10 protein-coding genes are annotated in these 14012 nt (G+C 72.5%); 5 read left to right on the top strand and 5 right to left on the bottom strand.

The annotated features are described in order from the left end of the window. Window positions 1-27: 27 nt before the first annotated feature. Together ACZ5WC_RS27080 and ACZ5WC_RS27075 are read right to left on the bottom strand one after the other, a co-directional pair. The gene (locus ACZ5WC_RS27080) at window positions 28-1497 is read right to left on the bottom strand and encodes a DUF2252 domain-containing protein (RefSeq protein ID WP_468543243.1); all 1470 of its coding nucleotides are present in this window, start codon (window positions 1495-1497) and stop codon (window positions 28-30) included. A gap of 22 nt (window positions 1498-1519) precedes the next feature. Further along, on the bottom strand, window positions 1520-2485 hold the full coding sequence (locus ACZ5WC_RS27075) for a DUF389 domain-containing protein (RefSeq protein ID WP_468543242.1): 966 nt from the start codon (window positions 2483-2485) through the stop codon (window positions 1520-1522). Window positions 2486-2691: 206 nt separating this feature from the next. Between ACZ5WC_RS27075 and ACZ5WC_RS27070 the strand changes: the two genes are divergently transcribed. Both ACZ5WC_RS27070 and ACZ5WC_RS27065 read left to right on the top strand, forming a co-directional pair. Beyond that, complete coding sequence (locus tag ACZ5WC_RS27070; protein WP_468543241.1) at window positions 2692-4521, top strand: glycoside hydrolase family 15 protein; 1830 nt, start codon at window positions 2692-2694, stop codon at window positions 4519-4521. A 51-nt stretch (window positions 4522-4572) separates the two neighbouring features. Beyond that, window positions 4573-4839 (top strand): DUF6011 domain-containing protein, encoded by a 267-nt coding sequence (locus ACZ5WC_RS27065; protein ID WP_468543240.1) that lies wholly within the window; start codon window positions 4573-4575, stop codon window positions 4837-4839. 6 nt (window positions 4840-4845) lie between these two features. Here ACZ5WC_RS27065 and ACZ5WC_RS27060 read toward each other — a convergent pair whose 3' ends face one another. Together ACZ5WC_RS27060 and ACZ5WC_RS27055 are read right to left on the bottom strand one after the other, a co-directional pair. Then, window positions 4846-5721, bottom strand: coding sequence for an acyl-CoA thioesterase (locus tag ACZ5WC_RS27060; protein ID WP_468543239.1), 876 nt, complete (start codon window positions 5719-5721; stop codon window positions 4846-4848). A 34-nt stretch (window positions 5722-5755) separates the two neighbouring features. Next, the gene (locus ACZ5WC_RS27055; protein ID WP_468543238.1) at window positions 5756-8329 is read right to left on the bottom strand and encodes a DEAD/DEAH box helicase; all 2574 of its coding nucleotides are present in this window, start codon (window positions 8327-8329) and stop codon (window positions 5756-5758) included. 77 nt (window positions 8330-8406) lie between these two features. On the opposite strand from ACZ5WC_RS27055, the gene ACZ5WC_RS27050 reads away from it, so the two are divergent. Further along, window positions 8407-9198, top strand: a complete 792-nt coding sequence (locus ACZ5WC_RS27050) for a metal-dependent hydrolase (protein ID WP_096626760.1) — start codon at window positions 8407-8409, stop codon at window positions 9196-9198. 100 nt (window positions 9199-9298) lie between these two features. Beyond that, window positions 9299-10834 carry an ATP-dependent DNA ligase gene (locus ACZ5WC_RS27045; protein WP_468543237.1) on the top strand — a complete coding sequence of 512 codons (1536 nt, stop codon included), beginning with the start codon at window positions 9299-9301 and terminating at the stop codon, window positions 10832-10834. A gap of 43 nt (window positions 10835-10877) precedes the next feature. On the opposite strand, the gene ACZ5WC_RS27040 is transcribed toward ACZ5WC_RS27045, so the two are convergent. Beyond that, window positions 10878-12239: an NAD(P)/FAD-dependent oxidoreductase gene (locus ACZ5WC_RS27040; RefSeq protein WP_468543236.1), complete on the bottom strand. Its 1362-nt coding sequence runs from the start codon at window positions 12237-12239 to the stop codon at window positions 10878-10880. A 201-nt stretch (window positions 12240-12440) separates the two neighbouring features. On the opposite strand from ACZ5WC_RS27040, the gene ACZ5WC_RS27035 reads away from it, so the two are divergent. Next, entirely contained in the window at window positions 12441-14012 is a 1572-nt protein-coding gene (locus ACZ5WC_RS27035) for a fused MFS/spermidine synthase (RefSeq protein ID WP_468543235.1), read from the top strand.

Genomic DNA, 14012 nt, shown 5'->3' with positions numbered 1-14012 from the left:
CCGGAACACGCCCTCCGGTGCGGAAGGTCAGCCACCCGGCCCCGGCGGACCGTTCGCCGCGCCGCCCGCGTGCCCGGCCGGGCCGTCCGTCGCCAGCCGCCCCGAGGCCACCGCGTCGACCAGCGCCCGGTGATCGAGTTCGTTGCGGTCCGCGTACGACTCCGCGAAGGTGGCGAGCGCCCGGTCGAAGGCATCCTTGCGCCCCAGGTAGGCGGCGATGGCGATCCGGTCCCCGGACCTGGCGTGCGCGCGGGCCAGGGTGGCCCCGCACACCTCGCCGAACGCGCGCATCCCTTTCGGCACCATCGACTCCGGTTCGGCGATGCCCTTCCAGTCGCGCAACTGGCGCACGTAGAAGTCCCGGTTCCGGCCGTCCAGGCCGTCGGCCCGCTCCCAGCCGAGGAAGATGTCGCTGGAGGCCTGCATCAGCCGTTGGCCCGCGACGACCCGCTCACCCTGATTCTCGTACCGGCTCGCCCCGGTGTGCTCGGCCAGCACCGAGGGACCGGCCTCCTTGGCCTGGAGGAGGAGCGGATCCCCGCTGTCCCGGCCGAGCAGCAGGATGATCCAGCACCGGGTTCCGACGCTGCCCACACCGACGACCTTGCGGGCCACGTCCACCAGTGCGAAGTCCTCCAGCAGAGTGCGCCGGTCGGACGCCAGGCTGTGGGCGTAACCCGCCACCATGGCGCCGAACGCCCGGTGCGCCTCCTCACGTTCCACCCCGGGCATCAGATCGGTGAGCGGCACGACCATCGGCGGGTCCGCCGCGATCCGCAGCCGCCCGTCGACCACCTCGGCGAGCTTGCCGAAGGCTTGCAGACTGTCCCTGGAGCGGGCCTTGCCCAGAGCCCGGTCCACGTTCCGGCGCCCCCGTCCGTTCAACCGCTCCGCGGCCACCGTACGCAGCCGCTCGGCGTCGGTCCTCGCGTACCACACGTCAAGATTGCGCATCCCGGCGAACCGGGCCATCGCCTCCCGGTACGAGCGGACCGCGGCCCGTACGGTCCCGGACCGCTCCCGGTCCGTGAAGCCGTTGGCCCGCGCCGCGATGACCAGGCTGGCCGCGAGCCGTTTCACGTCCCACTCCCAGGGGCCCGGCAGCGTCTCGTCGAAGTCGTTGATGTCGAAGAGCAGATTCCGCTCGGGCGAGGCCAGCAGCCGGAAGTTCAGCAGGTGGGCGTCGCCGCACAGCTGCGCCCGGATCCCCGAGTCCGGCGTGCCCGCCAGGTCGGCTGCCATCAGGGCGGCCGCGCCCCGGTAGAAGCGGAACGGGGACTCGGCCATCCGGCCGTAGCGGATCGGGACCAGCTCGGGAACCCGGTCCGCGGACTGCGCTTCGAGGACGGTCAGCGGGTCGGGGCGGCGCGGCGATGCCGTGAACTCCGCATGGCTCGACCGGGGCGCCCTGCGGCGCGCGGCCCTGCCCAGCGCTGCCCGTTCGGACGGTGTCGCGTGAGGTACGGCGCGCAGCGGCGCCGCCGCTTCCCGGTCCATGGAGTGCCCCTTCCGTAGTGCGTCACGCCTCTTCGGCGAGCCGGCGGTCACGGTCGCGCCGGAGGCCGATCTCCCGCCAGATCGCCCGCTGGGCCTTGAGCGCGGCCGTGCCCACCACGATCAGCACCAGGATGTTCACCACGAGCTGGATGGCCGAGCCCCGCACATCGGACCAGCTGGTGAACGCGACGGAGACGGAGATGTCCGCGGCGGCCGGGATCGTCGTCACGGAGATGAAGACCCCGAGCAGGGCACTCGTCCTGGCCTCGGTGAGCGACACGATCCCGACGATCCCGGCCAGGGCGGCGACGGCGACGGAGAAGAAGTTCGGCGTGTTGATGAGGTTGGAGACGGGGCGCAGCCCCAGGTCGAAGGCCTCCGACTGCAGCCCGAAACCGCGGATGAGCAGGGCGAAGAGGAAGGTGACGACCATCGTGAGGAGGAAGCCCGCGCTCAGGGCTGCCATCCCGCTGCGGACCATGGCCGGGTGGCGCCGGTCGATCCCCAGCGCCACGCTGACGATGGCGCCGTACTCGGGCCCGACGACCATCGCCGCCACGATCAGGATCTGCGAGTTGGTGACGATGCCGACCGAACCGATCATTCCGGCGACGACCAGGTAGAGGTAGAAGCTCGGCGGGTAGCGCCCCCCGGACCTGATACGTGCCTCGACCTGCTCCCAGACCGGCGCCCGGCTCAGCGGCCCCAGCTCGCGTCGCCCCCCTTCGGTGGCCCGGCCGGAGAACGCCATGTCGACCGGCTCGATGACCAGGGAGCCCCGCTGGTCGAGCTGGACGGCGCGCAGCCGGTGCAGCACGTCGTTCGCCGCGCCCGTCAGCACGTCGCAGGCGATGGAGTCGCCGTCCGGATTGCGCGCGGCGTCGCGCTGGACGATGAGATTGAGTACGCAGGGGTCCCCGGAGAGTCGGCCGACGACCTCGTCGGTCAGGTCCGGCGGGCTCACCGCGCGGATGTGGATCATGTCCATCCCGGTACCTCCGCGGCTCCCCGCTGTGTCGGACGGAGCTCCGCCCGGCCGGCGGCTCGGAGCTCACTCCAGTAACGCGGCCCCGGCTCCGTTCGGCAAACCGGACTCCCGCCCCGGTGCACGGCACGGACGCGTGCCGCGCACCCGGGGCGGGAGTGCCGGATAGTGAGGGGACGGGGGCCCGATTCGACCGGGAGGCAAGGCGCATGGACCGGTATCCCCCGATCGCCGACCACGGACTCGTGGGCGACCTCCAGACGGCCGCACTGATCTCCTCGCGGGGAGTCGTCGACTGGCTCACCGCCCCGAGATTCGACTCGCCCAGCGTCTTCGCCGCACTGCTCGACCACGACCGCGGCGGCTACTTCCGGCTGGCGCCCGAAGACGGCACCCACACGTGCAAGCAGCTCTACTACCCCGACACCGCGGTCGTCGTCACCCGGTTCCTGGCGCCCGACGGCGTCGGAGAGGTCCTCGACTGGATGACCCCGATCCGCTCCGGCGGGCCGACCGACCGGCACACCCTCGTCCGCACCGTGCGCTCGGTACGCGGCACCGTGCGCTTCGGCCTGGAGTGCCGGCCCCGGTTCGACTACGGCCGCGCCGCCCACGAAACGGACCTGGGACCGGCGGGAGACGCGGCGGTCTTCCGGACGCCGGGCATCACGGCCCATCTCCGGACGGGTTTCCCCCTCACCCGCGACGGCCAGGATGCCGTCGGCGGCGTCACCCTGAACGCCGGGGAATCGTCGGGGGCCGTACTCACCCTCTGCGACCCCGACGGCCCCGAGCCGCCGCACCTCACCACCGAGGGGATCACCGACCAGCTCTGGGACGTCGTCGACTTCTGGCAGACGTGGGTGCGCGGATCCCGCTACAACGGCCGCTGGCTCGACATGGTCAACCGCTCCGCGATCACCCTGAAGCTGCTCACGTACGAACCCAGCGGCGCACCCGTCGCCGCGGCGACCATGGGACTGCCCGAACAGGTGGGCGGGGAACGCAACTGGGACTACCGGTACACCTGGGTGCGGGACGGCTCCCTGTCGGTGCGGGCCCTGCTGGACCTGGGCTTCGTCGACGAGGCGACCGCGTTCACCCACTGGCTCGGTGACCGTCTGCGGGACCGGGAAGGCGCCGGGGGAGAGCCCCTGCGCATCATGTACCGGGTCGACGGGCAGCCCCTGGAACCGGAGCAGGCCCTCGGACATCTGGAGGGCTACCGGGGCTCCCGTCCGGTCCGCCTCGGCAACGCCGCCGACGACCAGCTCCAGCTGGACATCTACGGCGAAGCCCTCTACGCGCTGTCCGAGGGCCGCGAGGTCGGCATCCAGGCGGGCTACCGGGGATGGCAGATCCTCTCCCGCACCCTGGACTGGCTCGCGGACTCCTGGGACCGCCCCGACGAAGGCATCTGGGAGACCCGCGGCGGACGCAAGGACTTCACCTACAGCCGGGTGATGTGCTGGGCCGCCTTCGACCGTGGCCTCAAACTCGCCGGGCAGTTCAGCCGCCCCGCCGACACGGCCCGGTGGACCGGGGCCCGGGACGCCGTCCTGGAGCAGGTGGTGGAGCGGGGCTGGAGCGAGAACCTCCAAGCCTACGTCCAGAGTTACGGGAGCGACGTGCTCGACGCGTCCCTGCTGCTGATGCCGCGCGTGGGCTTCCTCGCCCCCCGGGACCCGGGCTGGCTGTCCACCCTGGACGCCATGGACCGCGCCCTGGTCTCGGACAGCCTCGTCTACCGCTACGACCCGGCGGCTTCACCGGACGGGCTGCGCGGCTCGGAGGGGACGTTCAGCCTCTGCACCTTCCTCTACGTCGACGCGGCAGCCCGCGCCGGGCGGCTGCGCCAGGCGCGCTACACCTTCGAGAAGATGCTCACCTACGCCAACCACGTGGGCCTGTTCGCCGAGGAGATCGGCCCCAGCGGCGAACAACTGGGCAACTTTCCCCAGGCGTTCACCCATCTCTCGCTCATCATGGCGGCCCGCACCCTGGACGAGGCGCTCGACCGGCAGCGGGACCGCACCTGAGCCCGGACGCCCCCGCGGGCGCTCCCGGAGCCGTACTGGCAGGATCGGGGGGTGGATACTCCCGATGCCTTCCCCGAACCGCTGCCCGGGGCCGCCGGAGCCGTCGGACGCCCCGTCCCACCGGGCGCGGCGGCCGAGGAGGGGACACCCCAAGGACGCCGCCTCGTCCGCTGCCGGCTCTGCGGCCGCCCCCTCACCGGCACCGACTCCCGACGGGCCGGCCTCGGACCGTCCTGCGACGCCAAGCTGCACCCCGCGCCGCCCGACATCCGCACCCGGCGCCACGAGGTCGACCAGGACCCGCTGCCGGGCACGTAGGACGCCCTACCCGCCCTCCAGCCGCCGGAACAGCCCTTCCTGCACCACCGACACCAGCAGCTGCCCCGAACGGTCGTAGATCCGGCCGCGTGCCAGGCCGCGTCCGCCCGTCGCGATCGGCGACTCCTGGTCGTACAGGAACCACTCGTCCGCCCGGAACGGCCGGTGAAACCACATCGCGTGGTCCAGGGACGCCATGTCGAAGCCGCGCGGGCCCCACAGCGGCTCCACCGGGATGCGCACCGCGTCCAGCAGCGTCATGTCGCTCGCGTACGTCAGCGCGCACGTGTGCACCAGCGGGTCGTCGCCCAGCGGGCCCACCGCGCGCATCCACACCGCACTGCGCGGATCGGCGTCCTTGATCTCCTCGCTCGTCCAGCGCAGCCGGTCGACGTAACGGATGTCGAAGGGCTGGCGCCGGGCCATCCGCTCCAGCGCCTCCGGCAGCGCCCCCAGGTGCTCGCGCACCTCGTCGGCGACCGTCGGCAGCTCCTCCGGGTCCGGGACGGTCCTGGCGGACGGCAGCTGGTGCTCGAACCCCGCCTCCTCGGGGCGGTGGAAGGACGCCGTCAGGTTGAAGATCGTCCGGCCCTCCTGCACGGCCGTCACCCGCCGGGTGGTGAAGGACCGGCCGTCCCGCACCCGCTCCACCCGGTAGACGATCGGCACCCCGGGACGCCCCGGACGCAGGAAGTAGGCGTGCAGCGAGTGCACAGGCCGCTCCCCGTCGGTCGTCCGGCCCGCCGCCACCAGCGCCTGGCCCGCCACCTGGCCGCCGAAGACCCGTTGCAGCGACTCCTGCGGACTGCGGCCGCGGAAGATGTTGACCTCGATCCGCTCCAGGTCGAGAAGGTCGACCAGACGCTCGGCCGGATTCGTCATGCGCTCGCTCTCCACTTCGGCCCCAGGGGCCCGCTCACAGCTGGCCGACCTCGGTGACCCGGACGACCGCCCGGCCCTCCTCGTCGGACGCGGCCAGGTCCACCTCGGCCTGGACGCCCCAGTCATGGTCGCCCGCCGGGTCGGCGAACGCCTGCCAGACCCGCCACAGCCCGTGCGCCGGGTCCTCCTCGATCTTCAGCAGCTTCGGGCCGCGCGCGTCCGGGCCGGTGCCGATCTCCTCGTGCGCGTCCCAGTACGCGTCGAGCGCCTCGCCCCACGCGTCCTCGTCCCACCCCGAGTCGCCGTCCAGCTCGCCCAGGTCGCGGACCCGGTCCAGCGCGGCCAGCTCCACCCGGCGGAACATCGCGTTGCGCACCAGCACCCGGAAGGCGCGCGCGTTCGCGGTGACCGGCTTGACCTCGTCGGCCCGCTCCTGGGCCTGCTCGGCGGTCTCCACCTCGGGGTTGGCCAGCTGCTCCCACTCGTCCAGCAGACTGGAGTCCACCTGACGCACCATCTCGCCGAGCCAGGAGATCAGGTCCTGGAGATCCTCCGACTTCACGTCGTCCGGGATCGTGTGCTCCAGCGCCTTGTACGCGCTCGCCAGATACCGCAGCACGATGCCCTCGGTCCGGGCCAGCTCGTAGTGCGAGGTGAACTCCGTGAAGGTCATGGCACGCTCGAACATGTCCCGGATCACCGACTTCGGCGACACCGGGTGGTCGCTCACCCACGGGTGGCTCGTGCGGTACACGTCGTAGGCGTGCCACAGCAGCTCGCTCAGCGGCTTGGGGTACGTGACGTCCTGGAGCCGCTCCATCCGCTCCTCGTACTCGACCCCGTCCGCCTTCATCTGCCCGACGGCCTCACCGCGCGCCTTGTTCTGCTGGGCCGCCAGGATCTGTCGCGGATCGTCCAGCGTCGACTCGACGACCGAGACCATGTCCAGTGCGTACGAAGGGGATTCGGCGTCCAGCAGATCGAACGCCGCCAGCGCGAACGTGGAGAGCGGCTGGTTCAGCGCGAAGTCCTGCTGGAGGTCGACCGTCAGACGCACGATCCGCCCCTCGGCGTCCGGCGTCTCCAGCTGCTCCACCACCCCGCCGTCCAGCAGCGAGCGGTAGATGGCGATGGCCCGCCGGATGTGCCGCAGCTGCGCCCGGCGCGGCTCGTGGTTGTCCTCCAGCAGACTCCGCATCGCCTCGAACGCGTTGCCCGGGCGCGCGATGACCGCGAGGAGCATCGTGTGCGTGACCCGGAAGCGGGAGTTCAGCGGCTCCGGCTCGGACTGGATCAGCTTGTCGAAGGTGGTCTCCGACCAGGCGACGAAGCCCTCGGGAGCCTTCTTGCGCACCACCTTGCGCTTCTTCTTCGGGTCGTCGCCCGCCTTCTTCAGCGCCTTCTCGTTCTCGATGACGTGCTCGGGGGCCTGCGCCACGACGAACCCGGCCGTGTCGAACCCCGCCCGCCCGGCCCGGCCCGCGATCTGGTGGAACTCCCGCGCCCGCAGGGTCCGCACCCGGGTGCCGTCGTACTTGGTGAGCGCCGTGAACAGCACCGTACGGATGGGCACGTTGACACCGACGCCCAGCGTGTCCGTCCCGCAGATCACCTTCAGCAGACCCGCCTGGGCCAGCTTCTCCACCAGGCGGCGGTACTTGGGCAGCATCCCCGCGTGGTGCACCCCGATGCCGTGGCGTACGTAACGGGAGAGGTTCTGGCCGAACTTGGTGGTGAAGCGGAAGGCGCCGATCAGATCGGCGATCCTCTCCTTCTCCTCCTTCGTGCACATGTTGATGCTCATCAGCGACTGCGCCCGCTCCACGGCCGCCGCCTGCGTGAAGTGCACGATGTAGACCGGCGACTGCCGGGTGTCCAGCAGCTCGGTCAGCGTCTCGGTGATCGGCGTGAAGCGGTACTCGTAGCTCAGCGGCACCGGGCGGGTCGCCGAGCGGACCACCGAGGTGGGGCGGCCGGTGCGCCGGGTCAGGTCCTTCTCGAACATCGAGACGTCACCGAGCGTCGCCGACATCAGCACGAACTGCGCCTGCGGCAGCTCCAGCAGCGGAATCTGCCACGCCCAGCCCCGGTCCGGCTCGGCGTAGAAGTGGAACTCGTCCATCACGACCTGGCCGATGTCGGCGTACTTCCCGTCGCGCAGCGCGATGGAGGCCAGCACCTCGGCCGTGCAGCAGATCACCGGGGCGTCCGCGTTGACCGAGGCGTCGCCCGTGAGCATCCCGACGTTCTCGGTGCCGAACAGCTTGCACAGGTCGAAGAACTTCTCCGAAACCAGCGCCTTGATCGGCGCGGTGTAGAAGGTCACCTTGTCCTGGGCGAGCGCGGTGAAGTGCGCGGCCGCCGCCACCAGGCTCTTGCCCGAGCCGGTCGGGGTGGAGAGGATCACGTTCGCCCCGGAGACCACCTCGATCAGCGCCTCCTCCTGAGCCGGATAAAGCGTGATGCCCTGGCTCTCGGTCCATGACGAGAAGGCCTCGAAAAGGGCGTCCGGGTCGGCGGTCTGCGGCAGCTGGTCGATGAGGGTCACGCCCCCATCTTGCCTGTCTTCCGCCCGGATGAGGGAACCGGCCGACGGCACCAAGATCATGGACGATACGCTGCGGACTCAACCAGCCCGCGCCGCAATGGTGATGGGCGCACGACGCACTGGGGGCGGAAGCGACCATGATGGGACCGGCACACTCTCTGTCAGGGGCAGCGGCCTGGCTGGGGGTGGGTGCGGCGGCCGCCGCCGCGGGCCACACGATGCCCTGGCCGGTCCTGGTCGTCGGGGCGCTGATCTGCGCGGGCGCCGCACTGGCCCCCGACCTCGACCACAAGTCCGCGACCATCTCGCGCGCCTTCGGACCCGTCTCCAAGGCCCTCTGCGAGATCGTCGACAAGCTCTCGTTCGCCGTCTACAAGGCCACCAGGAGCAAGGCCGACCCCCGCCGCACCGGCGGCCACCGCACCCTGACCCACACCTGGCTCTGGGCCGTCCTCATCGGCGCGGGCTGCTCCGCCGCCGCCGTCTTCGGCGGCCGCTGGGCCGTCCTCGGCGTCCTCTTCGTCCACCTGGTTCTCGCGGTCGAGGGGCTGCTCTGGCGGGCCGCACGGGTCTCCAGCGACATCCTGGTCTGGCTGCTCGGCGCCACCAGCGCCTGGATTCTCGCCGGCGTCCTGGACCAGCCGGGCCACGGGGCCGACTGGCTCTTCGACGCCCCCGGCCAGGAGTACCTGTGGCTCGGCCTGCCCATCGTGCTGGGCGCGCTCGTCCACGACATCGGCGACGCGCTCACCGTCTCCGGCTGCCCGATCCTGTGGCCCATCCCGGTCGGCCGCAAGCGCTGGTACCCGATCGGCCCGCCGAAGGCCATGCGCTTCCGGGCCGGCAGCTGGGTGGAGATGAAGGTGCTGATGCCCGCCTTCATGGTCCTCGGGGGAGTGGGAGCGGCGGCGGCCCTCAACTTCATATGACGCACCGGGCGCGCCGCGGTCGGGCGGCGCACCCGGTGCCTCTTCGCCGGGGGCGCCCCCTCGGCGGGCGGCGTGCCCCGGCCCGTAGCACCATGGCCGCATGCTGCTCGCCGAGCTCGCCCGGGTGTCCCTGGAGGTCGCCGCCGCATCCGCCCGGTCCCGGAAGGTGGCGCTCCTGGCCGGTCTCTTCCGGGACGCCGCACCCGACGACGTGCCCGTCGTCATCCCGTATCTCGCCGGACGGCTGCCCCAGGGCCGGATCGGGGTCGGCTGGCGCACCCTCGGCGACCCCGTACCGCCCGCTGCCGCACCCACCCTCACCGTCACCGGGGTCGACGGGCGGCTGACCGCCCTCGCGGCCGTCTCCGGCACCGGCTCCCAGGCCCTGCGCCGCGAGCACCTGCGTGCCCTGTTCGCCGCCGCCACCGAGGACGAGCAGCGCTTCCTGCGGGCCCTGCTCACCGGCGAGGTACGCCAGGGGGCCCTGGACGCCGTCGCCGCCGACGCCCTGGCCCGCGCCGCCGAAGCCCCGCCCTCCGACGTCCGGCGCGCCGTGATGCTCGCCGGGTCGCTCCAGGAGGTCGCGCGGGTCCTCCTCGCGGAGGGCCCCGGAGCGCTCGCCGCGTTCCGGCTCACCGTGGGAAGGCCCGTACAGCCGATGCTCGCGCACACGGCCGCCTCGGTCGGCGAGGCCGTCGACCAGCTGGGCCCCTGCGCGGTGGAGGAGAAGCTCGACGGCATCCGGGTGCAGGTCCACCGCGACGGCGACCGCGTCCGCGCCTACACCCGGACACTCGACGACATCACCGACCGGCTGCCCGAGCTGACCGCCGCCGTCGCCGCGCTCCCGGCGGACCGCTTCATCCTCGACGGCGAGGTGATCGCCCTGGGGGACGACGGCAGGCCCCGGGCGTTCCAGGAGACCGCCGCGCGGGTGGGCTCACGACGGGACGTGGCCGGTGCGGCGGCGCACGTGCCCGTCGTGCCCGTCTTCTTCGACGCGCTGTCGGTCGACGACGCGGACCTGCTCGACCTGCCCTTCACCGAACGCCGCACCGCCCTGGAGCGCCTGGTCCCCGAGCACCTCCGGGTCCGGCGCACCCTCGTCGCCGACCCGGCGGACCCGGCCGCCCGCGCGGCCGCTGAGGCGTTCCTCGCCGACACCCTGGAGCGCGGCCACGAGGGCGTCGTGATCAAGGACCTGACCGCCGCCTACAGCGCGGGCCGCCGGGGTGCGGCCTGGCTCAAGGTGAAGCCCGTGCACACGCTGGACCTGGTGGTGCTGGCCGCCGAATGGGGGCACGGCCGACGGACCGGGAAGCTGTCCAACCTGCACCTGGGCGCCCGCCGCCCCGACGGTACGTTCGCGATGCTCGGCAAGACCTTCAAGGGGCTCACCGACGCCCTGCTGGCGTGGCAGACCGAGAAGCTGGGCGAGCTGGCGACCGCTGACGACGGACACGTGGTGACCGTACGCCCGGAACTCGTCGTGGAGATCGCCTACGACGGCCTCCAGCGCTCCACCCGCTACCCCGCCGGGGTCACCCTCCGCTTCGCCCGCGTTCTGCGCTACCGCGACGACAAGACCGCCCAGGAGGCGGACACCGTGGAAACGGTCCTCTCCAGGCAGCGGTGAGCGAGCCCCGCGGAGACGGCGGGGCGCCCTCGTGCGGTGGCGGTCAGTGCTTGATGACCGTCGATTCGACGTGCGCCTTGACCTGCTCGGGTGTCAGATAGGCGTCGGTGTACTCGAAGTCCCGCAGCGTCGCCGGTTTGCGGGACTGGAACCCCGTCCGTACGAAGTCGTCCCCGGCGACCGCGTTCAGCAGCCAGTTCGTCAGGACCCGGGTCTTGGCGACGTTCGTCCGCAGCGCCGACCAGTGGTAGCCCCGTGCCACCGCCTGCGCGGCCGTCCCGTGCAGCTCGACACCCAGCGGCTTGGACACCGCGTCCCGGCCGCCCAGGTCGACGACGAGCCCCAGGTCCTTGTGGACGTAGTCCTTCGGCGGCAGACCGCGCAGCGAGGCGATCAGGTTGTCCGCCATCACCCGGCCCTGACGCATCGCGTGCTGCGCGGTCGGCGGGCAGACCGCCCCGTCGCCCTTCGCCAGGTCGGGCACCGCGGCCGCGTCGCCGAGCGCGAACACCCCGTCCGCGCCCGGCATCCGCAGCTGCGGGGTCACCGCGAGCCGGCCGCGTACCGTCTCCGCGTCGAGGGTGGCGATCAGCGGGCTGGCGGCCACTCCGGCGGTCCAGATCAGGGTCCGGCAGGGCAGCACCCGGCCGTCGGTGAACGTGACCTCCTCCGCCGCGGCCTTGGCGATGGAGACCCCGAGCGACACCTCGATGTTCCGCCTGCGCAGCACCTCCAGGGCGGCCTGCCCCAGCTTGTCGCCCAGCTCCGGCATCAGCTTGGGCGCGATGTCGATGAGGTGCCACTTGATCAGCCCGGGGTCCAGCCGGGGGTAGTGCCGGATCGCGTTCGTGGTGAGCCGCTGGAGGCAGGCGGCCGTCTCCGTGCCCGCGTACCCGCCGCCGACCACCACGAACTGGAGCCGGGAGGCCCGCTCGGCCTCGTCCTGGCTGGCGTCCGCCAGATCGAGCTGGGCGATGACGTGGTCACGGACGTACGCGGCCTCGGCCAGCGTCTTCATGCCCCGCGCGTGGTCCAGCAGCCCGGGGATGTCGAAGGTCCGGGTGACGCTGCCCGCCGCCAGCACGATGGAGTCGTACGGCTCGTTCACGATCTCGCCCGTGATCTTCCGGATCACGCAGACCTTCGCCTTCGTGTCCACACCGATCGCCCCGCCCGGCACGATCCTCGTCCGGTGGCGGCGGCTGCGGCGCAGCGACACCGCGACGGACTGGGGCGTGAGCACACCGGAGGCCACCTGGGGGAGCAGTGGCAGATACAGCTGGTACGAGAACGGTGTGACGAGCGTGATCCGAGCCTCGTCCGGAGCCAGCCTGCGCTCCAGGCGGCGTACGCACTCGACGCCTGCGAAACCGGCGCCGACAACGAGAATCCTGGGTGGTGCCACGGTCTGCGTCCCTTCTCGGGCTTGCGTGGTTCTGCGCTCGCCTGCCCCGTATGCCGGGTGATTCACCCTCATCCTCACCGGACGTCCGGGCATCCGCCTCCTGGCAGGGGTGAAACGGGGTCCGCCCACCGGGGGCGGACCGTCCCCGGCGGCCGGGGGTGCGGGCGGATTCGCCTGCGCACTCCGCCCGTTGAGGCGGGGATGGGCCGGTCGGCCGCATGCGAGGATGCTGCCGTGACCCCACCGCCCTCCCCGCCCGTGGCCGACTCCCCGCCCCGCGACCGAGGCCTGGGCCCCCGCGCCGCCGCGGGGCTCGTGTTCGGCTCGTCCGCCGCGGTCCTCGTGGTCGAGATCGTCGCGCTGCGGCTGCTGGCCCCGTATCTCGGCCTCACGCTGGAGACCAGCACCCTGGTCATCGGTATCGCCCTCACCGCGATCGCCCTCGGCTCCTGGCTGGGCGGGCGCGTCGCCGACCAGGTCGACCCGCACCGGCTCATCGGCCCCGCCCTGGGGGTGTCGGGCGTCGTCGTCGCACTCACCCCCCTGCTGCTGCGCACCACCGCGGAGTGGGCACCGCCGCTGCTCCTGCTCGCCGCGGCGGTGACCCTCCTGGTGCCCGGCGCCCTGCTCTCCGCCGTGACACCGCTGGTGACCAAGCTGCGCCTCACCAGCCTCGCCGAGACCGGGACGGTCGTGGGACGGCTGTCGGGGGTGGGCACCTTCGGCGCCATCACCGGCACCGTCCTCACCGGATTCGTCCTGGTCTCGCGGCTGCCGGTCAGCGCCATCCTCATCGGCCTCGGGGCCCTGCTGGTGATCGGCGCCGTCCTGGCCGGCTGGCGGGCCCGCCGCTGGCGGCGGGCCTCGGCCATGGCGCTGGCCACCGTGGTCGTGGGCTCCCTCGCCACCGCGTTCGCTCCCGGCGGCTGCGACGCGGAGACCCGCTACCACTGCGCCCGGGTCGTCGCGGATCCCGGCAGGGAGAGCGGCCGCACCCTGGTCCTGGACGGCCTGCGCCACTCCTACGTCGACGTCGAGGACCCCACGTACCTCCGGTTCGGGTACATCCGCGCCCTCGCGGCGGTCGTCGACACCACCTTCCCCGGGAGCGCGCCGCTCGCCGCCCACCACCTCGGCGGAGGCGGCCTCACCTTCCCCCGCTACCTCGCGGCCACGCGCCCCGGGACCCGCAGCCTCGTCTCCGAGATCGACGGCGGGGTCGTCCGCATCGACCGCGAACAGCTTCGGCTGGGTGCGTCCACCGGGATCGATGTGCGCGTGGAGGACGGCAGGCTGGGCCTGAAGCGGCTGGAGACCGACAGCCGCGACCTCGTCGTCGGTGACGCCTTCGGCGGCGTCAGCGTGCCCTGGCACCTCACGACCTCCGAGGCGCTCAGGAACGTGCACCGGGTGCTCAAGGACAACGGGCTCTACGTCGCCAACCTCATCGACCACGGCGAGCTGGCCTTCGCCCGTGCCGAGGCCGCGACCCTCGCCTCCGTCTTCGAGCACGTCGCCCTCGTCGGCAGGCCCGCGGACATCGGCCTGGACCCGACCGCGAGCGTCGAGGGCGGCAACCTCGTGATGGTCGCCTCCGACCGGCCGCTCGACGCCCCCGCGATCCAGGAGGCCCTGGACACCCGGGAGACCGGCTGGCGGATCGCCACCGGCGACACCGTCGCCTCCTGGACCGGGGGCGCCCAGGTGCTCACCGACGACTACGCGCCCGTCGACCAGCTCCTCCAGCCGCACCGCACCCGGACGGTCCGGTGA

Source organism: Streptomyces sp. NPDC033165 (assembly GCF_055577965.1).
Note: the sequence above shows the minus strand (reverse complement) of the source record. Positions and strands in the feature narration are given on the sequence as shown.

Excerpts from the sequence above, each read along its gene's own strand:
- ACZ5WC_RS27075 (WP_468543242.1), bottom strand. The coding sequence starts at position 2,485 with ATGGACATGATCCACATCCGCGCGGTGAGCCCGCCGGACCTGACCGAC.
- ACZ5WC_RS27050 (WP_096626760.1), top strand. The coding sequence starts at position 8,407 with ATGATGGGACCGGCACACTCTCTGTCAGGGGCAGCGGCCTGGCTGGGG.
- ACZ5WC_RS27035 (WP_468543235.1), top strand. The coding sequence starts at position 12,441 with ATGGGCCGGTCGGCCGCATGCGAGGATGCTGCCGTGACCCCACCGCCC.
- ACZ5WC_RS27060 (WP_468543239.1), bottom strand. The coding sequence starts at position 5,721 with ATGACGAATCCGGCCGAGCGTCTGGTCGACCTTCTCGACCTGGAGCGG.
- ACZ5WC_RS27080 (WP_468543243.1), bottom strand. The coding sequence starts at position 1,497 with ATGGACCGGGAAGCGGCGGCGCCGCTGCGCGCCGTACCTCACGCGACA.
- ACZ5WC_RS27045 (WP_468543237.1), top strand. The coding sequence starts at position 9,299 with ATGCTGCTCGCCGAGCTCGCCCGGGTGTCCCTGGAGGTCGCCGCCGCA.
- ACZ5WC_RS27070 (WP_468543241.1), top strand. The coding sequence starts at position 2,692 with ATGGACCGGTATCCCCCGATCGCCGACCACGGACTCGTGGGCGACCTC.
- ACZ5WC_RS27055 (WP_468543238.1), bottom strand. The coding sequence starts at position 8,329 with ATGATCTTGGTGCCGTCGGCCGGTTCCCTCATCCGGGCGGAAGACAGG.